Origin of the sequence: Phocaeicola fibrisolvens (assembly GCF_025567125.1) — a bacterium.
In the GTDB taxonomy this organism is placed as follows: domain Bacteria; phylum Bacteroidota; class Bacteroidia; order Bacteroidales; family Bacteroidaceae; genus Phocaeicola; species Phocaeicola fibrisolvens.
This window is the reverse complement of record NZ_JAOQJI010000024.1, coordinates 24519-47706: the sequence shown is the minus strand read 5'-3', so window position 1 is coordinate 47706 and position 23188 is coordinate 24519. Positions and strand designations below refer to the sequence as shown.

Genomic DNA, 23188 nt, shown 5'->3' with positions numbered 1-23188 from the left:
TTAAATCAGGATTTTTTTGAGGGTATATAAATAATATGTACGGTTTAAATGTGTATAAGGGTGTTTAGAATGTGTCGAATGAGATAAATTCAGGCTCAAAGGAGGTCTGTGGAAAAAATCTTCTCCCATATTAAAGCCGATGAGGAAGAACTTTCCATCGAGGCTTTTCTGTGTCTGTATGAATAAAATGGTTTGAGGTATGAGGGCTTTCCTGTTGGAAATCAGGTAGTCGATGGCTTTGGAGGCTGTATGTTCAGCATGTGGGGAAACACAATAGCTAACCTCTTTCTCCACAGAATTTTCTGCTTGAAGAAGATGGGGACAAAGGGTACAAAGGCCTGCTCTTACGAATAATGTCATAAGAGTGATAATTGATAGAAAAGCAAAAATCTTCCACTTATTCATTCTAAAACCTTAATACCTTCAAAAAACGCTGCAAAGGTAGGCATTTATTTTGATACCGTCTCTGTATTTGCCTTAAATTTTCTTGTCGAATTGCAAGGGCTTTTTTAGAATGGATAGCCAATGGCAAAGTGGATTCCCATACCGTCTTTAAATCTGGGAATGTTGTAATATCCGCTTTTTCCGGTTTCGTAGGGTACGTGAAGAGCTATTCCAAAGTCCAGACGTAGAATCAGAAAAGAGAGGTCATAGCGCAATCCAACTCCTGTGCCCACGGCAATGCTGTCGAAGAAATTGTGAAGACTGAATTCAGCTTCCGGTCGTGCTTCGTCTTTCCGCATCAACCACACGTTACCCGCATCCAAGAACGTGGCTCCGTTCAGGTTTCCTCCCAGAAAATTGGACAAGATGCGGAACCTGTACTCCAGGTTGGCTTCCAGCTTGATGTCTCCGGTTTCATCTACGTATGAGTAACTGGCATTATTGGCTGGATGGAATCGTCCCGGTCCAATGGAACGGACGGTAAAGGCACGTATACTGTTGGCACCTCCTACGTAGAACTGCTCACTGTAAGGCGCAATCGTTTTGTTTCCGTAGGCCCAGATTACCCCTCCCATGAGACGGGCAGCCACTTGCTGCTTTTCACTGATGTTATGCAGGAAGCGGACTTCTGATGAGTATTTCAGAAACTGTGCGAACGGGGTTCCCAGCAGTTTTTTTTCTTTGGTACTGAATTTCTGTCCGAAAGCCGCGTAAATCATGGAGGTGACGTTGCCGGCTGAAGTCAGCGAGTTTTCCCACCACACCTGATTCTTTTTCTTCCGGTAACTGTTGTCGTAGGTTACAGTGTAAGTCAGTGAAGGAATAAACTGGTCGTCCAAACTGTGAAATAACATTGGATTGGCATTGGCTATGGAATCAAAGCGTGCCGTACGGTGTTGCAGTGTATTGAAAGCCAGGTGTAGCGGAGTGACTGTATGTTTGATGCTGCGCTTAGGCTGGAAGCTGTAGGATACGGTTCCACCAAATGACAGCATCTTGAAATAACGGGCACGATTGATTTGTTCTGCATAAATTTTGAAGTTTGTTTCAGAGGGGAAGCGGAACGGGTCTATCCGATTGCGTATCCAGGGAAGAATCAGTCGTGGAAAGTTCAATGACAAGGCTGTTCCCAATTCGTATGAGTTCATGACAGAACTTTCTCCGTCGACGGTAGAACTGGTTTGCCATTCGTACGATCCTTTGAGTTCCAGATTCAGTGAGGCCCCCATTCTTCGGAAATTCTTTCGTGCGAGGTTGAATTTTGCTCCCGGACCTGTTTGTTTGGTACTTTTGGTGGTGATATTCAATTCCAGTTCGCTGTCGTACGGAAGGTCGAACATGGCATTGACCGTAATGTCCAGCGTGTCTTTTCCAGGCCGGGGGGTGTATTTAAAGTCATTGAACTTAAATACGCCCAGTCGGGATAAAGCTTGTTGGGTGTAGTTCTGGCGTGTTTGAGAATAAATCTCTCCACTTTTATAGAGGAAACGTCGGCGAAGCACTCCGTATCGAATACCCGGTTTGTTGCCTGCATAGCCAATGGTAAAGTTATGGAAATTCAGCGAATCATTCGGTTGCTCCCCGTTGTATCCAATCAGGTTGATACGGGTTTTCCCGATATAGTAGGTGCGCAAGCCTTCTTCCGGTATGTTTTGTTTCTGTACCACTTTCAGGTTGACGTATCCCGGATGCATCAGTGTATCTGCCAGAAAGGTGATAAAATCAGAACGATAGAAGTAGTATCCGTTGTTACGGAACAGTTCCACCAGACGGTCTCTTTCTGCATTGAGTGTGTTGACACTGAATGCCTCTTCTTTCTTGAGCAGTCGTTTGTCATAGGTCTTTTGAATCAGACTGTCGGCCTTCTTAGAGAAGCCTACATAGCTTATGGAATCCAGTTTGTAACGTTGTCCTGTGTAAATGGTATAGCGGAGCTTGGCCTTTTTAGGGTTTTTGGCCGTGTCTACCTTTACGGTGACATTTCCTTGGAAAAAACCGTTTTCTCGTAAGAGGTTACTGGCTATTTTCGTGCGAGTTTCCGGATTCACCGTCGAAATATAAATCGGGTCAGCTGCCAGTTTTTTGAAAATCCATTTTCCGATACCTTTTTCATAGCGCTCGAAACCGTTGTATACCCATAGTCCGAGAGGGAAGGGGATACGGAAGTTTGGGTGGCCAAAGAATGAGTTGTTCGGCGCCACATTGAGTGCTCCTTTTACTTCTTCGAGAGTAGCTTCTCCTTCATCTTCTGGGTTGTATCCTGTAATTTGGGGAGAAGGAGTTCCAGTATACAGCAATTCCTCTTCCGGGAGATGCTTGGTGGTGGAGCATGCTGCCGTAATCAGCAGTAATCCTGTCAGCAACCAATTAGTTATTTGGGTTTTCATTTTCGTTTTCATCTTCCTCTTTTTTTTCTGCTTCAACGGGTGCTTTCTTCTTTCTCCTGAAAATAAACAGTTCACCCACTTTGCTTACTTTCTTACGTAATACGATACCTGCGCCTGTTTCAATGACTTCTCCATCAAGGACACTTTCATAGTTCTTGTCGTGGAAAAGTTTTACGTAGCGTGTGCCACTGTTGTCCAGACGGTATTCCAGCGAGATGTTGTCAATGAAAGAATCATCTTGCTGCACATTGTTTCCGGTAGAGACCTTTCCACCAATGACAACCCGGATGCGGTTGTTCCAAAATCGTTTGGCAAACTGGAAGTTATAGTCCGTGCTTGATTGTCCGGTTTCTTCTCCATTATTGGTTTCTATGCCGAAGTTCACGTCAATGGTTTTGAGTGCGCTTCCAGCTACTTTTGAAATTTGGTCTTGCAAGAATGAGTTCATTACGCTGCTTCCGCCTCCTCCTCCCAGGGTACCCCCTTCTGTCAGGTACATTCCTGTGACAAGCATGGTGACAGCTACTTTATTCTTTTCTTCGGTCGACATGGAAGCCAGTTCGTTCTGCATGGTTCCGTCTTCCGGGGCATCGATGATGAAGGTAAATCCCAGATCTTCCAGTGTGTTGGTGATATTTACTCCTACATCAAAGTTGACCATGCGGGAAGCTTGTCCTTCTTGCGCCACGGAGGAACGTATCCTTTCTGTAGCTTTGATATTCAGTAGCGGATTCATGGCATTGCCGCTCCATTGAATATAGCTCCCACCTTGGATGTAGAAGGTTTTCAGCGGAATAATGGGGAGCTGATATTTCATTTCTCCGCTTAGAAGAGAATATTTTCCGCTTAAGATGATGTTTCCTTCCTGAGTATATTGGAAAGAAAGGTCGCCTCCTCCTTCGAAATACATATAGTTGCTGCCTTTTTCATCCATATTGACGCGGCATTGCACTCCTTCATCGATGTGTAGAGTCATCAGCATATCAATGCCACCTAATGATAAGGCGGGCAGTATTCTCCGGTTGACAGAAGTCGTATCGTTGAAGTTCATGAATGTGACAGTCTCTCCCAGCTTGTCTTCCACGGTGAGCGGTGAATCTTGTAGAATATAAGTGAAATCACTGTTACCCAATATGTTCATATTCCCACGTATGCTCATGTCATCTGGTGTACCTTTTAAGGTGGAGTGGAAATCTACATATAGTTTTCCAAACACAAGCGATTGTTTGGTTTGTTTGGCATTTAGCAGCTCAAAGTTGTTGGCATCCATTTTCAAATCCATTTTCATTTGGCTGAAGTCTGCCATATCTACGTTACCGTCGATAGTAAAAGGTGTCTTTCCTTTTGTGAATATCTTGAAGCGATTGAAAAGCAGTTTGCTGTCTTTTACTTCCACCGGTCTGTCATCGAAACGCAGATTCATGGAGGCTTGTGGAATGTAGATGTTCACACTATCCAGGTTGATTTGTCCGTTCATTAAAGGGCTGGTACTGCTTCCCGATACCTTCATGGTGCCGTCAATGTCTCCGCTCAGTGTTGCCATTCTTCCTGGAATAAACGAATTGGCTATTTCCAGTGGGAAATGGTGCAGGTCCATATTGGCATTTATGCGGTCGTTGTTATCTCCTTTGTCTGAAGGGAAATAAGATCCGTCTATGCTGGCAATCTCCTGTTTGTTGCGGGTAATAAAGCCATTGATACTTTGTTCTCCGCTTTGTTTGGGAAGATAAACGGCACTCAGTGTCCAGTCGCCCAATGCAATCCCGTTGTATGCCAGTTGGTCTACACTGTTTTCCAGTGAAATCATATCTGTTTGCCCTGTTTGCACATAATGCGCTTCTGCATTGATGATGCCGTTAATGTCGGGCATATAAGGGATGACCCGTTTGAATTCGCCGATGTTAATCTGGCTTAAGGTAAGGGTCAAATCTTGTTGTGCCGTAGAGTCTGGGGTAGAATACAGGCTAAGTCCTGTCTGCATTTCATCGTGGATAGACAAGTCGGCCATAATACGCCCATCGTCTCTCAGGTAAATGTAGTTGTTCGGATTTACCGTAAATTTACGATACACCAGGATTGGGTCAAAAGGAGCGATATGCAGACTGATTCCACCTTTTTGTAATCCGGCTGTCATACCAATGTTGACTCCACATTCTTTTTTCCCGTTCAGATATTCAATGGTTGTATTGATTTTATCAGCTTCTATTTCTCCGTTAAGGGTAATATCGAATGCTTCTTGGAAAGGCTTGTCGTTGGCAATGACTCCACTGCTGAGCTTTATATTTTCGGTTTGTTGTATCGCTTGGAAATAAATGGTGTCGAAAGCCAGGCTGTCGGTCCTCAATCCGTATAGATTCATGGCCGCGTTCAATCCGTTCTCCGGAGAAGTCTGTACGTCCACATTCATTCGGTCGAAATTTATTTTCCGGATGGATAAAGCATTGGAAATCGGATTATCTTTTCCGGCAAAAATACGTAATCTGGCATTTGGAAGCAATTTTTTCAGGACGGCCTGGTCAATATGTTTTTGTTTCCACTGCATGTCTAAAGCATGGGTCAGTTGAGTTATCTGACTGCCCAGTTCATCTATGCCTCCCTGGCTTCGGAACAGGAAGGTCAAGTCGCCTGCATTTACATAGCTGCGTATAGAGTCGCGTGCCGTATTGAATCCCACATGCAGGTCTTTGGTCTTGTAGGTCTGGCTTTCAGTAAGCAGTTGAATGTGAGTGACGGATACTTGCACCCCATGATTTCTTTTCATATCTGTGTGCAGGTGCAAATCCACGTTCCCCATGGTTTTCAGGGGAGAAGCCGTCAGTCCCATATCGTACAAGTCTATCCCGCCCACCTGAATCTGTCCGTCGGCCTTGATGCGTGACGGGTGTAAAAGTGCGTTCAGTTGGGAAGAAATCTGCATGGAATTGTCTTTGACATTTAAGTTTATGCCTGCCTGCGAGGCTTTCAAATTTGCCTGTAATTGTACTCCCGACAGTATACGTGAGCCCCATTGCAGGTGGTCGAGTCCGGCATCAGCCTTCAGGCGAGTATGCGGTGAGAAGAAATCGAATCCTTTTCCTTCGATGTTCGCATGCGCAGAAAGTCCGAACAAAGAATCGGTAGGCATGAATTTATGCAGGTTCAACTCATTAATATGCAGGTTGGCCTGATAAGCCTCTTCCAGAAGATTGTACTTTCCGTCCAGTTCTACGAGTCCTTCACCCGGATTCAATTGTGCTTTGGCCTGCAGGTCGTTTCCTTTCATCTGGGCTTTTCCTTGGAACTTTGTTCCCTGTGGAATCAAAATTCCTCCTGTCAGACTTTCCAGAAAGTTCATCCGATAGAAATCTGAGTGAAGTTGAACCGTAGCTTCACGTGAGATACTGTCGAGCAGATGCTTGACTGTACCGTTTGCTTCCATTCGAAAATAGTCGGTAATTTTGATCTGGCAGGTCTTCAGCTGCAGATTATTCAGGTTTCCGTTTATGCCGATACGGATTTGTAGCGGTGCAGAGGGAAATTCCTGAACGAATTTTTCTGGCATATCGGGTAGCAGTTTGAACAAGTCGCCTTTCCCAATTTCAGCCATGAGTTGTCCGTTCAGTGTTCCGTCCTGGTTTTGTTCCGTTACCGACCAGTCGATGGTTGCATTAAAAGCTAAGAATGAATTGGCTGTCTTGATTTGCAGGGCAGGTATTCGGATGGCTTTTTCGTCGGCTTGCAATTGTCCTTCGGAAGAAGTGATTTCCAGTCCTGAACGTTCTTTTAGTTCAAACTGATGCAACAAGGCCCGGATGTTGTTTCCTTGATAATAAAGTGAATCCAGTTGTAAATTAATGTCAGACAGGGCAATATGTGAAGGATCGAGACCTTTTTCCAGTGGAGCGGAATTGCCAGAGTTATAGAACATCTGGCTGTTCAGTAGCTTGAAAGTACGAACCGAATAAGCTTCTTTGTGCAGGTCGATAAATCCATTGCGCAAAGAAGCATCCTTGATATGGATGCCAAAATTCAATGTGTCGAGCGGCATATCCATCTGGAAATTTACGTTGCTCAGGTCTATTTTTCTCAAATCAAACTTCCAGAAAGTGGGGGTACTTTGGGTCGTATCCTGTGCGGTCGTATCAGCCAGACACATTTTCAAGTCGGCGTTCTTGAGGGTGAGTTCGTTTAACACGGCTGTTTCCGGAGTGAGGTCCACACCGTGCGATTTCAGAAATAGTTCCCCCAGCTTTCCCTGCAGTGACATGCCGTCAATCAGATTTCCAGTATGGACGGATGCATTTTTCAGTCCTATGCCGTCTACTTCTATCTGTTTTTTTATCAGCGGAAGTAATTGAATCTTTACAGTCAGCTCTTCTACGTTCAGCAAAGTGTCTTTCTGATTTGTCACGCTTGTTTCGTGCACCACCAGGTTCAGGGGAAAGGACAATGAGATGCGTTGTATATGAATGTGCATGCCAGTAGCCTGTGACGCATACGAAGCCGCCTTGTCGACAATAAAATTCTGGACAGGGGGAATGTAAATCAATATGCATAATATGATGAAAAGGATGACTGGACTTGCCAGAACGATTCCTCCCCATTTGATATATTTTTTCATACGCTGTAGAGCTGTTAGTTCTTGCGAATATACAAAAAAGAACCAAAAGTTGATACATTTTGTTTACGAACTATGGTTTCAAATCACATTATTTGTTTACCTTTGTGGAGTTACTAAATTTATATACAACTTTATGAAACCAACTTTATTTGTATTGGCTGCCGGTATGGGGAGTCGTTACGGCGGCTTGAAGCAACTCGATGGACTGGGTCCTAACGGTGAAACAATCATGGATTATTCAATTTTTGATGCAATTCGTGGTGGTTTCGGGAAATTGGTCTTTGTAATCCGTCGTGATTTTGAAAAAGATTTCCGTGAAAAAATTGTAAGCAAATATGAAAACCATATTCCTGTAGAAGTTGTGTTCCAGGATTTGACAAACCTGCCTGCTGGCTTTACTTCTCCGGAAGGACGTGTAAAACCTTGGGGTACAAACCATGCTGTATTGATGGGTAAGGATGTAATTAAAGAACCGTTTGCCGTAATCAATGCAGATGATTTCTATGGTCGTGACAGTTTTGCTGTAATTGGCAAATATTTGTCAGAGCTTCCTGAAGGAGCGAAGAACGATTACTGTATGGTTGGTTTCCGTGTAGGAAATACATTGTCTGACAGTGGCTCTGTAGCTCGCGGTATCTGCTCTACCGATGAAAATGCTCATTTGACTACTGTAGTAGAACGTACTGAAATTATGCGTGTAAACGGTGTCGTTTCTTATAAGGACGAAAAAGGCGAATGGGTAGGTATCGAAGACAATACTCCGGTTTCAATGAACATGTGGGGATTCACTCCAGACTATTTCAAGTATTCTGAAGACTATTTCGTAGAATTCCTGAAAGCTAACATTGAAAACCTGAAATGCGAATACTTCATTCCGTTGATGGTCAACAAGCTGATCAATGAAGGTACTGCTACTGTAAAAGTGTTGGATACTACTTCTAAATGGTTTGGCGTGACTTACGCTGCCGACCGTCAGAGTGTGGTAGACAAGATTCAGGCTTTGGTGGATGCAGGTGAATATCCTTCTAAATTGTTTTGATAACAATCGCATAGCTATATAATATAAAAGGAAGCCGGGACTGCAGAAAACTGTGGTCCCGGCTTTTTTGTTATAACTAAGATAATCCAATGGGGATGATGGTGTTACTATTAGCTTGAGCAAAAAAAAGAGAGAGGTTGCCCTCTCTCTTAAATATGAAATGTATTAGAATAGCTTATCAATAAGCAGGATTCTGAACCATGTTCGGGTTGGCGTTCATTTCTGAAGCCGGAATCAACGGAAGAGCTTTCTTTGAATTACGGTCGAAAGTCTTGGCTTCATCTGTCAATACATCGTGCCATCCACGATCAGCTTCTGAAGTGTAACGTACGATCGTTTCACCACGTCTCATTGCGTCGAAGTAACGTTGTCCTTCTCCAACAAGTTCTTTGCGGCGTTCCACATAGATACGGTCCAGTGTAATATTGGAAGCTGTTACTTCTTTTGACGTATCTGTTGTACGGTTCTTGATGATGTCATTCAGCAAGCTGGCTGCTTTGGTGAGGTCACCAGTCTGGAAGGCAGCTTCTGCTGCTGACAGATATACTTCAGACAGACGCAATACCGGAACATCTGCATAACGAACATCATTTCCTACTGCAGGCATCTTATTGATATAAATCTTATATCCTTTATACGGTGACTTTGGATCCAAAGACTCCAGTAAGACATTATTTCTTACATCCTGAGGGTCAGAAGTCAGCATATCAGAGAAGGCTTTGGATACAATTACGTCTCCATATCCGCCACCTTGGGTTGCAGGGTCAGAATAAAGATAAGCAATACCTTCACGGTCGGTCCAGTCGGTTGTGTCATCAATCACCAGTTCAAACAAGATTTCTTTTGAGTGAGCAATGCTGGATTCTGACCATGCTCCTGCATATTCAGAAGTACTCCACAAAGAATAAGGAGCGTTCTTAATGATATCTTCGGCTACAGACAATGCTTTGTCAAATTCTCCTTTAGTCATATATACACGAACCTGCAAAGCTTTAGCAGTCCATACAGTAACATAACCTTTGGAATATTCATCATTCGTTGTCATCAAAGCACCTGAAGAGATAGCATCGTTCAAATCTTTTTCAACAGTTGTATAACACTCAGCAACAGTACTACGGGCCGGTTTTATATCGGGATCAACCGATGAAGTGACAATAGGCACACCTAGAGAAGCCCCCTGATCCATAGTATACGGTTTTCCGTAAATACGGGTTAAATCGAACAACGCCATTGCACGTAATACTCTTGCTTCAGCTGCATACTGTGCAATTTCAGCCTGTGCTTCTTCTGCATCAGAGAGTTGACCGCCTTCAGCTGCTTCAATCACCCGATTGGCACGGGCGATTACTATATACGGAGTCTGCCAGACTGCGGACGAAGAACTGAAATCATCAGCTGTAGAATAGTTCATATAATAATAGAACTGGGCACGACCGCTACCGCTGTTATTTTCATACTGTACATCCTCGCCTCTCATATCGCCATAAACAAACATCAGTCGACCATAATAATCAACCAAAGAACTGTTTCCTTTCACTGCTGCATAGATACCAGTTCGTGCATTTGAAAGAGCAGAACTTGACTGGATAGCAGTTTCCGCTTCGATACCATCAGCTGGAGTTTGTTCCAACCAATTATTGAGGCAAGATGACAAACTAGCGGTCATTGCCACACCAAGCGTAGCTTTAAATATATGTCTAAATATTCTCATTTGTCTTAATTCTAAGCGTTAAAATGTTAATTCAATACCGAAAGTAAAGGTTCTCAGAGCCGGAGTTTCGAATGTACATACACCACTAACCGGCATTTCTGGATCAACAGTCAAGTCTTTAGACTTCCAAGTCAACAGGTTTGATCCTGAGAAATAGATACGTGCATTACTCATGCCGACTTTGTTAGACCAACTTTGCGGCATACGAATACCGAAGGTCAAGTTCTTCAAGCGCAGATAGTCGGTAGACATCAGCCAGCGTGAAGACATAGACTGAGAGTTCTTACCATACTGGAACGCTGGCAGTTTAGCTGATGTATCACCAGGACCTGTCCACATATCGTCCAGTTTGTAATAAGCAGGAACAGCACCATTATATAGATAAGTACCACCATCGGTATGCTGCCATGTAGCATAATCAAATGCATCTCCACCCAAAGAGTAAGTGAAAGTAAAGCCCAAATCGAACCACTTCCATCTCAGATTGTTGGTCAAACCACCTTCCACCTTGGCATCATGTTTGCCTACAATAGTTTTGTTGGCTTCAGAGATGTTTGTCGTAGTTTGGCGTGCGTCAGCTGTACCATCATTTTTATAAAACATTTCCTTACCAGTTTGCGGATCCACCCCAGCATATTCATATAAATAGTAAGAATAATAAGACTCACCGACACGATGAATCAACGGTCCGGAAACGATTTCATCCTGTTCACCGTTCAATTTCAACAATGTATTAGTGTTATGCCCAATGTTGAAAGAGGTCGTCCATGTGAAATCATCTGTCTGGAAATTGGTAGTCTGAATCGTTACTTCCACACCGCTATTCTTCAAGGCACCAATGTTCACAGGTTTATACGGATAATAGCTAGAGTTGTAGTAACCACCAACCTGAGAAATCGGAAGGTCGTAAATCAAGTCACTGGTTTTACGCTGATAGTAGTCGAATGTCAAAGAGAAGCGGTTCAGGAAGGTCAAATCTAATCCTATGTTGAACGTTTTGTTCTTTTCCCATTTCAAATCAGGATTAACAATGCCGATGATACCCATACCTGAAATACCATTATATTTCTGTCCGAACTTGTACAGATTCATATAAGCATAATAATCAGAAGGCTGCGTACCGTTCACACCGTATGACAAACGCAACTTACCGTCAGACAAAATATCCTTTATAGATTCCATGAAGTTTTCGTGAGTGAATCTCCATGCACCGGATACAGACCAGAAGCTACCCCAACGATTGTCTCTGGCCAAGCGAGAGCTACCGTCAGTACGATAACTTCCACTCAAGTAATACTTGCCACCGAAGTCATAGTTCAGACGCCCTAAGAAAGAGGTCAGACGATAAGACTGTTTGTTGCTCTCTGCAGAAGTAGAGCCAGCCACAGTAAGTTCATACAAGTCATCTGGATAATCTTGTCCAGACATATAATTATAAGCGTAAATGTTATCTTCCGTTTCAAAACCCAGCAAAGCATCAATGTTATGCTCTCCGAATGACTTGTTGTAAGTCAGCTGAGTCTGAGTATTCAACTGTTCATTCTTACTGATAATACGCTGCATAACACCACCCGGGCCACCATTGTTAGAATATCTATCCCAAAGCACGTCGTTGGTGTTGTTCATATAGTCGTATGAAATCTTTTCACTCAAGTTCAAGTTATCCCAAATGTTATAAGTAGCCTTAACCGTATTAAAAGCCTTGATAATTGTAGCACGGTCTGAACTGTGATTGAATTCAAACAACGGGTTTACTCCAAACATACCGCAACCATTATTCAAGGTACCATCTTCATTATACGGAGTAGAAGAAGGGCTCTGGAAGAATGCGTAGTTGGCAACGGCACCGTCATAAGAAGCTCCTTCATTTGTTTTCTTTTGAATCATCTTAGAGAACTGGCTGGTTACTTGGACAGTCAGTCTTTTGAAGGTGTGAGTCAAGTTTGCATTTCCAGTGAATCGTTCCAATCCTTGATTTTGAATGATACCATCCTGTTTAGTATAAGACAATGAAGTATAGAATTGAGTATTCTGTCCTCCACCTGATACACTTACCTGATAGTTTTGGTGGCCACCCGTCTTGAACAGTTCATCTTTCCAGTTAGTCCATCCAGTAGAAGGTTTTGCAGCGAAACTGTCAATGTTTGAATCTGCGAATGCAGCAGCATCTGTATCAGACAGTCCTTGGCTGTATAAACCATAATTTTTTAAACCGGTCCATAACAGTTCACGACGTTCGTCACCATTCAATTGCGGACGATAGTCGATTGCCATGTTTGAGAAACCCCAGTCACTACGGAAGTTTACTTTTGTCTTACCTTGGCTACCACTCTTGGTGGTGATTACAATCACACCGTTGGCTGCACGTGAACCGTAAAGTGAAGCAGCTGCCGCATCTTTAATGACAGTGATAGATTCAATATCATTGGTATTCAGTGTAGCTAAAATACTTGTACCTGCATCGCTGTAATCAAATTCACTAACATTACCACTAGTCACAGGGGTACCATCAATGACATAAAGAGGGTCGTTTCCTGCATTGATAGAACCCATACCACGGATTCGGATACTGCTTACGGCACCCGGGTTACTAGAAGATGAACTGAGTGATACGCCCGGTACACTTCCTGATAATTTTTCTTCTACAGAAATAACCGGTACGTCTTCAAGTTTACCTGTATTTACTGTGGAAGCAGCACCTGTAAATGAGGCTTTTTTAAAGTTACCATATCCTGTTACTACTACTTCGTCAAGTACTTCAGTATCAGATTTTAAAACTACTTTAACCATCGGAGCAATTTTCACTTCCTGTGACTGCATTCCAATGAAAGAAATGACCAAAGTTCCCGCGGAACTGGAATTACATATAAATAACTAATAAACAGCTTATTATAGAAATACTAATTTATCTATAGATTCCTCTCAACCTTTGTAACGATGAAAATTAGACAGGTTTTCTACCCTGTTTTTACTGATATAAATAAAAATCTAACGATATTAATTCATAACCAGTTCATTGTATTTTATGTTTCGCATGTGAGAAACGTATGTTTCCCAGTGCAGAAACATACGTTCCCCTATAGGAAAACATACGTTTCTGTATCAGGAAACATAGAATGTAACAAGGCGTTGTTCTATTACTGCCTATGTTTTTTCACGTTTGCTTATCTTCCGATAAAATAGCCATATACCTTAATATATAGAAATACTAGAATTTACACCTCTTCAAATCCTTGATGATTGTACCGGAAAATATATCGCTATAACCCTGCGTCGTTTTCACACTTTGATGACCTAATAATTTTTGAACTGTAGTTATCTGTGCTCCATTATATATCAAAAGCGTAGCATTCGTATGTCGGGCAGTATGAAATGAAAAGTGTTTATCGATTTTTGCCATTGTCCCGATTTTCATCAAATCTTTATTTACTGATGAATTTGATTTCAAACGGAAAAAAGAATTCAAATCATGCTTATATTCCTGCAAAAGAAGAAGCGCCTTTCCTTGGAATAGCAAATACAATGGAATGCTCACCTCCGTATCGGTTTTTACCGTTTTAAACATAAGCCATTTTTCGCCTTTCACTTTTACTATATTTTTTTCATTGAGACGTATAAAATCAGAATATCGAACCCCTGTATAGCAACAGAACAGAAATGCTTTTAAACTATGGGTCAAAGATTCAGGAAAAGATGACAGATTCAACTGCTCCAACTTCCGGATTTCTTCAGGCAACAAAAATGTATGTTTGCTTTGTACCGTTTTTATCTGATAATTTCTGAAGGGATAGCTTTCAGCTGTCATATAACCTCTTTTTATTGCTTCATTGACAAAGGTTCTTAATTGTCTCATGTGTTTGGCTATCGTGTTCGTTTCATAAAATTTCTGGTGCATGAAATTTTCAAAATCCTGAAGAAATGAGTAAGTGATATCTTCAAAGTCAATGGAAGAATGGAAGTGACTCAGCAAATCAAGTGTAGTTAGTAAGTTCTTTTTTGTGTTTTCTTTGCGTGACGATTGTTCTACCCAGTTTCTACCAAAGTGTAAAAATGTCATTTTCCCAGCATCCGAATGTACTTTTAACTTTCGAAAAACAGATAGGCTGACAGGAATGCCACGTTTCCAATATTTCAATTCTTCCCATTGTAATTCCAGTATAAATTCCTCCAACATTCTATTCAGTTCTTCCGCATGTGGATGGTGAATAATCCTACTATGTGAATTGTCCCATTGTTGCGGATTTACATAGATTCCTGACGAAATGTAAATCTTTTTACGGTTTTGATATACTTCCACCTGAATAAGGGCTTTTCCACACTTGTTTAACTTCTTTTTGCGATTATACACTAATCGGAAATGGATTTTGTTCATAATAGTTGATTTTTAAAAGAATATGCAAATAATATTCATTTATGCAAGAGTTTATAACATATAAACGGTCTGTTTGATTTAAATTTGAAGAAAAATACAGTCTACAAAAAAGATTTATATTACATTATGACAAAAAACTCAAAGACGAAGAAAACACATAAATTATTTTATAAAAACATACTTTTGCACTGAAGTTCCTCCGAAAAGTGTTAAAAAGCAACCTTTTGAGCGTTTTTTCTTGAAAATGGTATAAATATTTAAAAATATATCACTACTTTTGCCTGCTGTTAGAGTGAATGAATTTTTATTAATGTAAAGTTAAACTTTAAGAGAGATTTTTATGAAAAGAAAATTGATGCTGTTAATGACCTGCCTGATGATAGGTATCGGTCTGGTAAACGCTCAAATCTCGAAGGTAACTGGTAATGTTACTTCTGAAGAAGACGGTTTACCTGTAGTGGGCGCATCAGTATTGGTAAAAGGTACCACTGTAGGTACTGTTACCGACATTGATGGTAATTTTACGTTGACTAACGTACCAAGTTCCGCGGGAACTTTGGTCATTTCTTTCATTGGAATGCAGTCACAGGAAGTGAAAATTGCTCCGATGGTGAAAGTGGTGTTAAAGTCTGATGCAGAGCAACTTGATGAGGTGATGGTCGTTGCATACGGTACGGCAAAAAAATCAGCTTTCACAGGTTCTGCATCTACAATCAAAAATGAAAAGATTACTTCTCGTCAGACGTCAAATGTGACGAATGCCTTGGCTGGTCAGGTCGCTGGTGTACAGACTACAAGTAGTACAGGTCAGCCGGGTAAGGATGCTACCGTACGTATTCGTGGTATCGGGTCTATTTCAGCAAGCAATACGCCGTTGTATGTAGTGGATGGAGTGCCTTATGATGGGGAAATCTCTGCTATCAACTCTTCTGATATCGAGTCTATGACTGTATTGAAGGATGCGGCTTCTAATGCATTGTATGGTGCCCGTGGTGCAAATGGCGTCATTTTGATTACTACCAAGCGTGGTAAAACAGGGGATGCACGTGTGACATTCGATGCAAAATGGGGTGTCAACAAGCGTGGAGTTCCTTCTTATGAGACTGTACAGGATCCGGGCAAGTTCTATGAAATGGCTTATTCTGCCATTTACAATGGTGACCTGAAAGGATATGCAGCTGCGGGTGATTTGGTAGCGGCCAATAAATATGCTAATCAGGCTATGTTGTCTTCATCTTATTTAGGATATCAGGTTTTCACTGTACCTAATGGAGAACAGTTGATTGGCATGGATGGCAAATTGAATCCAAACGCTACTTTGGGTTATTCTGACGGTACATATTATTATAGACCGGATAACTGGAGTGATGAATTGTTTGAAAACAACATGCGTCAGGAATACAATCTGAGTGTCAGTGGTGCTACTGAGAAAATGAACTATTACATGTCTGCCGGTTACTTGGACGATCAAGGTATCGTTCCGAACTCTGGATTCCAACGTTATTCAGCCCGCTTGAAGGCAGATTATCAAGTGAAACCTTGGTTGAAACTGGGAGGTAATGTGTCATTTACTCATTATGACAGCCGTGAACAAGATACAGAAGGAGGTTCATCCAATGCCAATGCATTCTATGCAGCCAATATCATGGGTGCTATCTATCCGATGTATATTCGCGACGCAGAAGGCAATATCATGATAGATGAAAGAGGATACAAACGTTATGACTACGGTTCTGATACGAACTTCTCTCGTGACAATGTGATTCCGAATGCCAACCCGCTGGCCAGCTACATGCTGGATATGATGCGATATGCCGGTGATGTAATCAGTGGCAAATGGTTTGCTGATATTGACATCTGGGGTGGAATTAAGGCTAAAATCAATGTAGGTGTAGATGCAAATAACGTGCGCTATACCAATATGGTCAATCCATATTATGGACAGTACTCAGAAACCAGTGGTGTGGGTGGTATTGTAAGTGTAGCTTCTCAACGTACATTCAGCACCAACTTGCAGTATTTGCTGACCTATAACAAGACATTCAATAATGTACATAATTTGGATGTGTTGGCCGGTTATGAAAACTATAACTACAAATATCAATATTTGTATGGTTCACGCGAAAAAATCTATAACCCGGATGTGCCGGAACTGAACAATGGTATCTTGAACCAGAATAACTCTTCTTACACCAACAATTATGCTACTGAAGGATGGTTGTTCCGTGTGCAGTATGATTATGATGGAAAATACTTTGTTTCCGGATCTTATCGTCGTGATGCTTCTTCAGTGTTCCATCCGGATAATCGTTGGGGTAACTTCTGGTCAATCGGTGCAGGTTGGCTGATGAACAAGGAATCCTTCCTGGCAGACCAGACTTGGATTGACATGTTGAAATTCAAGATTAGTTACGGTTTGCAAGGTAACGATAACCTGATGTATGAAGGTGGTTTGTATCGTAACTATTATCCTTACATGGACCAATATACACTGTCCAACAGTAACAGTGACTTTGCTACTTCTTTGTATTATAAAGGTAATCCGGAAATCACATGGGAAACTTCTCATAGTTTCAATACCGGTTTTGACTTTACTTTCTGGGGTGGCAAATTGAGTGGTACGGTAGAGTACTTCTCACGTAAGACGACTGACATGCTTTACTTTAAGCCGGTGTCTCCGTCTATGGGATATTCTCGTTTCCCGGAAAATGTCGGTTCTATGATTAACCGTGGTGTGGAATTGGATTTGAACTCTAATATCTTCAGTACAAAAGACTTTACTTGGGATGTGAACTTTAACCTGACTCACTTCAAGAATGAAGTGCTGGAGCTGGCTCCTGAACTGAATGGTCAGTTGATTGACGGATCACGTATTTACCGTGAAGGTGAATCTATGTACCAGTTGTATTTGCCGAAGTATGCAGGGGTGAATCCTGAAACAGGTGAGAGCCAATGGGCTTTGCTGAAACCGAATAAAGCAGGTGAGACTGTAACCACATCTTATACTGAAGCATCTTCTAACCGTTTTGCTACAGGTGACATCCTGCCGAAAGTATATGGTGGATTTGGTACAAGCTTGACTTTCAAAGGCTTTGATTTCTCTATTGCATTTGCTTATCAGTTGGGTGGACGTATTTTGGATTATACTTACCAAAGCTTGATGAGTACGGATGCACAGGGAGCAGCATGGCATGTGGATATGTTGAGAGCATGGACTCCGGAAAACAAGAATACAGATGTTCCGCGTATGAATGTGCAGGACTTGTACACATCTAATCTGTCTGACCGTTGGTTGACAAGTTCTGATTATTTGAGCTTGCAGAATATTACGTTTGGTTATACGTTACCGAAGTCTTTGACTCGTAAGATTAAGATTGATGGTATCCGTTTGTATTTCGTAGCAGATAATGTAGCTTTACTGACTGCCCGTAAAGGTCTCGATCCACGTCAGGGTTATGTAGCTGCGGATAATGTGTACTCACCGATTCGTACAATTTCCGGTGGTATCTCATTGAATTTCTAATTTATTAAATGTTTTAGAACGTATGAAAAAGACAAATAAATATTTGGTATTCGTAGGTGCTGCCTTATGTCTGGCTTCCTGTGACCTGGATAAGCTTCCGGAAGGCCAGTATGTAGGAGATGGGCAGAACGAGGAGATTATAAGTAAGCGTCCGAATATGGTTGTGGCAGGTGTCAATGCGATGGCTGCGAAATTGAATACATTCGGTACAATTTCAGATGATGCTAATACCTATCATAATGACTATGGAGTAGCTGCTGTAAGTCAGTTCCTGGAACAGGGTGGACAGGATATGCCTTGTACGACTTCAGGTTATAACTGGTTTGCAACGGCGCAGAATTACTCAGACCGTCTTTATACAAGTGCAGGAGATGAATTGATTTGGAAAACTTTCTATAATCACATGAAAACTGCCAATGATGTGCTTGTGCTGACGGAAGGTACGAAAGATGAAACCATGTTGGTTTATCGTGGGCAGGCCTTGGCGGCTCGTGCATACGATTTAATGAATTTGGCTCAGATTTATCAGTTTACTTATAAAGGGCATGAAGATGCATTGTGTGTGCCTATCATTACTGAGAATATGACAGAAGAGGAGATGCAGAACAATCCTCGTGCTACAGTTCAGCAGGTTTATGACCAGATTATGAAAGATTTGAATGAGGCGGTTACTTTGTTGTCTGGTTATGACAATGGTTCATCAAAGGATAAAATAGATGAAGCTACGGCCTATGGTTTGCGAGCTCGTGCAAACTTGTTGATGCAGAATTGGGCAGAGGCGGCGAAGGATGCAGCAAAAGCCATTGAAGGTGGAACACCTCAGTCGCTCAGTGAAGTGTCTAGTCCGACATTCAATTCAGCTTCTGCCGATTCTTGGTTGTGGGGAGTGCTGATTACTCCAGATAATGATGTGGTTACCACAGGTATTATCAACTGGCCTTCTCACTTGTGTTCACTGACTGGAAACGGTTATACTACACTGACGGGTTCTTTCCGTTATGTAAGCTCTGCATTGTATGATCAGATTCCTGCTACAGATATCCGCAAACAGTGGTTTATTTCTCCGGATACAACTTCTACTTTGGTGGACAATAAAACGGTGGGAGGTATTCCTGTGATTGATTATTTTGGTTTGACTCCTTATACCAATGTGAAATTTGGTCCGTATCAGGATGTAATGGGTAATACCACTAACTCACAAGACTGGCCACTGATGCGTGTGGAAGAAATGTATCTGATTAAGGCGGAAGGTGAAGCAATGTCTGGGGACCTGCCTACGGCCAAACAGACATTGGAGAATTTCGTGAAAACTTATCGTAATCCGTCATATGTATGCAACGCTTCTTCTGCAGAAGCTATGCAGGATGAAATCTGGTTGCAGCGTCGTATGGAGTTATGGGGTGAAGGCTTTGCTCTATTTGATATTTTGCGTCTCAAGAAGCCTATTATTCGTAAAGGAACAAACTATGCGGCTATTGTTCAGTTCAATTTGGAGCCAGAGTCTCAGATTATGATTTATCGTATTCCACAATGTGAAATGGAAACCAACAAGGGTATTACGGAAGCCGACAATAATCCGGCAGCTCCGCAACCTTCAGTTTAATTCGTAGGATAGACTAATATTGAGAAGGAGGTATATCTTTTGATGGATATACCTCTTTTTTTGTCTTGATTTTATTAAAATATGGTCTATTTTTCTGAAACTTCTTGTTAATAATGCAAAATATATGCAATTTTATTCTATTTATATTCGTTTTGTATAAATATAGGTAAATATATACAAGTCGTTAAGAATCATTTATTTATCTCTTTTTAATATTGTTTCATCTCCAGCCTGTGGAATAAGTGTAAGAATACCCTCTGTTTGCCTTATTCTCTTTGGTTTATTATTTTAGCAACCCGTTTGTGAAAACATACTTGTTTAACTTAACTAAACTAAAGAGAGATTTTATGAAGAAAAAAATCACGTGGTTCGTGACCTTTCTCCTGATAGGGATTGGTCTGTCTAATGCCCAGATTTCTCAAGTGACCGGTAATGTGACGTCCGATGAAGACGGACTGCCGGTAGTGGGCGCATCGGTATTGGTAAAGGGTACGACTGTAGGGACAGTGACCGATATCGACGGAAATTTTACAATTACCGGAGTGCCGGCCTCGGCAAAAGTTCTGGTGGTTTCTTTTATCGGTTTGCAGAGCCAGGAAGTGCCTGTGAAATCGGTGGTAAATGTAGTGCTGAAGTCGGATGCCAAGCAGCTGGATGAAGTAATGGTTGTGGCGTATGGTACAGCCAAGAAGGAGTCGTTTACCGGTTCGGCGTCGGTGGTTAAGGCCGACAAAATCACGTCAAGACCGGTAGCCAATGTCACGAAGGCTTTGGATGGACTGGTGGCCGGTGTGCAGACCACTTCCGGATCTGGACAGCCGGGTTCGGGAGTTTCGGTCGTGGTACGCGGTTATGGTTCTATCAATTCGGCTCAAAGCCCTTTGTATGTGGTAGACGGAGTGCCTTATGATGGAGATGTGGTTTCCATCAACCCGAATGACATTGAATCGATGACGGTATTGAAGGATGCCTCGGCAGGTGCGTTGTATGGTTCACGCGGAGCAAACGGCGTAGTGATGATTACAACGAAGAAAGGAAAGTCGGGCAAGGTGAATGTCAATCTGAAGGCGAACTGGGGCGTGGCGTCCCGTTCCATTCCCCGCTATGAAACAATGGATGAGGCGGGGTATCTGGAGACTATTTTCCAGTCGTATAAAAACAATCAGATTTATAACAATGGCCTTTCGCCGGCGGAAGCTGGAGTTGCGGCATTGGAGGCTATGAAATCGGGAGCTACTGCGATTTTCGGTCAGAATGAGCAGTATAATCCGTTCAATTATTCTGTGACGGAACTGATTGATCCTGCTACGGGCAAGGTGCGCAGTGACGCCCGTCTGAAGTATTCGGAGGATTGGATGAATGAGGCGATGGTGAACAATCCTTTGCGTCAGGAGTATAATGCTTCTTTTTCTGGAGGAAATGAGAAGACAAAGTATATGTTTTCTTTGGGGTATCTGAACGAAAAAGGGTTGCTGAAGACTACGCAGTTCTCTCGCTACAATGGCCGTATGAACATTGATTCGGATGTGACAAACTGGTTGAAGGCCGGGATGAACGCCAGCTATTCGCGCAATGAGAACAATACGGCTGTGGAAAACTCATCGGGAAATTCCAATGTGTGGTATACGGCTCAGTTGATGGCACCTATTTTCCCTGTTTATGAAAAGGATGCAGATGGAAAAACGGTGTTGGACAAAAACGGAAATCCGGTGTTTGATTATGGTACCAACCGTCCAGCTGGTGCCAATGCGGATTGGAATACCATCGCTACATTGTATGATGACAAATATTCTACTACGAGTGATAACTTGAGCGCCCGTATGTATATGGAATTGGGTAACCTGAAAGAGGGGCCTTTGCAGGGCTTGAAATTCTCGGTGAATTATGGTTTCGATTTGATTAACCGGAATAATATGACTTACTATAATCCTTATAACGGAAATGCGACTTCCGTGAAAGGACGTCTGACCAAAAGTGCTTCCCGCTCTTTCAGTTACACACTGAATCAGCTGCTGAATTATGACCGCCGCTTTGGCAAGCATCATGTGGCGGCACTGGTGGGACATGAGTTCTATAAATATACCTATTCTTATTTATCCGGTCAGAAAACGGGTTTCCCTTTTGGTGGATTGTATGAACTGGCGGCAGCTACAACGGTAGTGGATACGGATTCTTATAGCCATAATTATTCAGTGGAATCGGTATTGTCGCGTTTGTCTTATGATTATGCGGATAAGTATTATTTCTCGGCCAGTTTCCGAACCGACGGGTCGTCTCGTTTTTACAAGGAAAGCCGCTGGGGTAATTTCTGGTCGGTAGGAGCGAACTGGCGGATTTCGCAGGAAGAGTTCATGAAAAACGTGAGATGGGTGAACAACCTGTCGGTGAAGGCTAGTTATGGTGTGCAGGGAAATGACCGTTTGCTCGATTCAAACGGTTATGACATCTATTATGCATGGCAGTCTTTCTATAGTCTGAGCTATCCGAACAATACGATGAACGGTGCCGCATTGTCTTCTTTGGAAAATAAGGGGCTGAAGTGGGAAAAGAACGGCAACCTGAATGTGGGAGTAGAAGGCCGTTTGTTCGACCGTGTAAGTTTTAGTGTGGAATGGTACCAGCGCAAGACTTCAGACATGTTGATGTCTTTCCCGATGGCTACCTCGCTTGGATTTGACGGATATAACAAGAACATTGGCAGCATGCGTAACCGTGGCTTGGATGTGAGCATCGCCACCGATATCTTCCAGCAACCGAATTTCGGATGGCGACTGACGCTGATGGGTTCGACCGTGAAGAACGAGGTGCTACAGCTGGCCGATAAGCCGGAAATCATCAATGGAAGTTATATCATCCGTGAAGGTGAGACTATCAATTCATTTTATACGGCTACAGCGGCGGGAGTGGATCCGGCTACAGGTGAACAGTTATATTGGGTGTGGGATACGGATAAAGACGGCGTAAGAGGCGAGAATTATATCTCGAATGATGCCTCGAAGGCTACCAACTGCAAGGAAATCCAGGGCAGCCGTATTCCGGACCTGTATGGTTCTTTCAACAATGAATTTCGGTACAAGAACTTCGATTTGGCTGTGCTCTGTACGTATTCTATCGGAGGTAAGGTGCTGGACGGTGTGTACAGAACTTTGATGTATGGAAATTATGTGGGACAGGCAAAGAGTAAGAACTTGGAGCGTGCCTGGAAACAGCCCGGTGACATTACGGATATTCCACGTATCGAAATTGGCAAGAGTTATATTACGACCAACAACGACTTGATTGATGCTTCTTATCTGGCCATCAAGAATATCTCGCTGGGCTATACTTTCCCGGATAAGTTGATTCAGAAATGGGGCATGAACCGTTTGCGGCTTTCGGCTACGGCAGACAATGTGGTATTGTTCAACTGCCTGAAGGGGATGAATCCTCAGCACAATTTCAGCGGCGGTACGAGCTTTGGTTATGTGCCGGTGCGAACTGTATCATTTGGTATTGACGTAACATTCTAA

Annotated in this window: 9 protein-coding genes and 1 pseudogene; 4 read left to right on the top strand and 6 right to left on the bottom strand. The window is 42.5% G+C overall.

All coding sequences use genetic code 11. From position 1 onward, the window contains the following. The 3 genes from OCV81_RS10800 to OCV81_RS10790 all read right to left on the bottom strand — a co-directional run bounded on the left by OCV81_RS10800 (position 1) and on the right by OCV81_RS10790 (position 7431). Positions 1 to 405 carry a hypothetical protein gene (locus OCV81_RS10800; RefSeq protein WP_148330016.1) on the bottom strand — a complete coding sequence of 135 codons (405 nt, stop codon included), beginning with the start codon at positions 403 to 405 and terminating at the stop codon, positions 1 to 3. Positions 406 to 509: 104 nt separating this feature from the next. After that, positions 510 to 2843, bottom strand: coding sequence for a translocation and assembly module lipoprotein TamL (gene tamL / locus OCV81_RS10795; protein ID WP_148330015.1), 2334 nt, complete (start codon positions 2841 to 2843; stop codon positions 510 to 512). Then, positions 2812 to 7431, bottom strand: a complete 4620-nt coding sequence (locus tag OCV81_RS10790) for a translocation/assembly module TamB domain-containing protein (RefSeq protein WP_148330014.1) — start codon at positions 7429 to 7431, stop codon at positions 2812 to 2814. The genes tamL and OCV81_RS10790 overlap by 32 nt, the downstream gene beginning before the upstream one ends. Positions 7432 to 7564: 133 nt before the next feature. On the opposite strand from OCV81_RS10790, the gene OCV81_RS10785 reads away from it, so the two are divergent. Continuing rightward, positions 7565 to 8470 carry a glycosyltransferase family protein gene (locus OCV81_RS10785; RefSeq protein ID WP_148330013.1) on the top strand — a complete coding sequence of 302 codons (906 nt, stop codon included), beginning with the start codon at positions 7565 to 7567 and terminating at the stop codon, positions 8468 to 8470. A gap of 178 nt (positions 8471 to 8648) precedes the next feature. Here OCV81_RS10785 and OCV81_RS10780 read toward each other — a convergent pair whose 3' ends face one another. The 3 genes and pseudogenes from OCV81_RS10780 to OCV81_RS10770 all read right to left on the bottom strand — a co-directional run bounded on the left by OCV81_RS10780 (position 8649) and on the right by OCV81_RS10770 (position 14553). Beyond that, the gene (locus OCV81_RS10780; RefSeq protein ID WP_148330012.1) at positions 8649 to 10181 is read right to left on the bottom strand and encodes a RagB/SusD family nutrient uptake outer membrane protein; all 1533 of its coding nucleotides are present in this window, start codon (positions 10179 to 10181) and stop codon (positions 8649 to 8651) included. Positions 10182 to 10199: 18 nt separating this feature from the next. Continuing rightward, a pseudogene (locus tag OCV81_RS10775) lies at positions 10200 to 13037 on the bottom strand (SusC/RagA family TonB-linked outer membrane protein); the annotation flags it as partial. A gap of 352 nt (positions 13038 to 13389) precedes the next feature. Continuing rightward, positions 13390 to 14553: a site-specific integrase gene (locus tag OCV81_RS10770; RefSeq protein WP_148330010.1), complete on the bottom strand. Its 1164-nt coding sequence runs from the start codon at positions 14551 to 14553 to the stop codon at positions 13390 to 13392. 340 nt (positions 14554 to 14893) lie between these two features. Here OCV81_RS10770 and OCV81_RS10765 point away from each other — a divergent pair, with 340 nt between their 5' ends. From OCV81_RS10765 to OCV81_RS10755, 3 genes are all read left to right on the top strand, one after another. Beyond that, positions 14894 to 18076 (top strand): SusC/RagA family TonB-linked outer membrane protein, encoded by a 3183-nt coding sequence (locus OCV81_RS10765; protein WP_262640330.1) that lies wholly within the window; start codon positions 14894 to 14896, stop codon positions 18074 to 18076. Between the two features lie 22 nt (positions 18077 to 18098). Then, positions 18099 to 19679 carry a RagB/SusD family nutrient uptake outer membrane protein gene (locus OCV81_RS10760; RefSeq protein WP_148330009.1) on the top strand — a complete coding sequence of 527 codons (1581 nt, stop codon included), beginning with the start codon at positions 18099 to 18101 and terminating at the stop codon, positions 19677 to 19679. 347 nt (positions 19680 to 20026) lie between these two features. Beyond that, the gene (locus OCV81_RS10755) at positions 20027 to 23188 is read left to right on the top strand and encodes a SusC/RagA family TonB-linked outer membrane protein (RefSeq protein WP_148330008.1); all 3162 of its coding nucleotides are present in this window, start codon (positions 20027 to 20029) and stop codon (positions 23186 to 23188) included.

Coding starts and splice junctions, on each gene's coding strand:
- OCV81_RS10800 (WP_148330016.1), bottom strand. CDS start 405: ATGAATAAGTGGAAGATTTTTGCTTTTCTATCAATTATCACTCTTATG.
- tamL (WP_148330015.1), bottom strand. CDS start 2,843: ATGAAAACGAAAATGAAAACCCAAATAACTAATTGGTTGCTGACAGGA.
- OCV81_RS10790 (WP_148330014.1), bottom strand. CDS start 7,431: ATGAAAAAATATATCAAATGGGGAGGAATCGTTCTGGCAAGTCCAGTC.
- OCV81_RS10785 (WP_148330013.1), top strand. CDS start 7,565: ATGAAACCAACTTTATTTGTATTGGCTGCCGGTATGGGGAGTCGTTAC.
- OCV81_RS10780 (WP_148330012.1), bottom strand. CDS start 10,181: ATGAGAATATTTAGACATATATTTAAAGCTACGCTTGGTGTGGCAATG.
- OCV81_RS10770 (WP_148330010.1), bottom strand. CDS start 14,553: ATGAACAAAATCCATTTCCGATTAGTGTATAATCGCAAAAAGAAGTTA.
- OCV81_RS10765 (WP_262640330.1), top strand. CDS start 14,894: ATGAAAAGAAAATTGATGCTGTTAATGACCTGCCTGATGATAGGTATC.
- OCV81_RS10760 (WP_148330009.1), top strand. CDS start 18,099: ATGAAAAAGACAAATAAATATTTGGTATTCGTAGGTGCTGCCTTATGT.
- OCV81_RS10755 (WP_148330008.1), top strand. CDS start 20,027: ATGAAGAAAAAAATCACGTGGTTCGTGACCTTTCTCCTGATAGGGATT.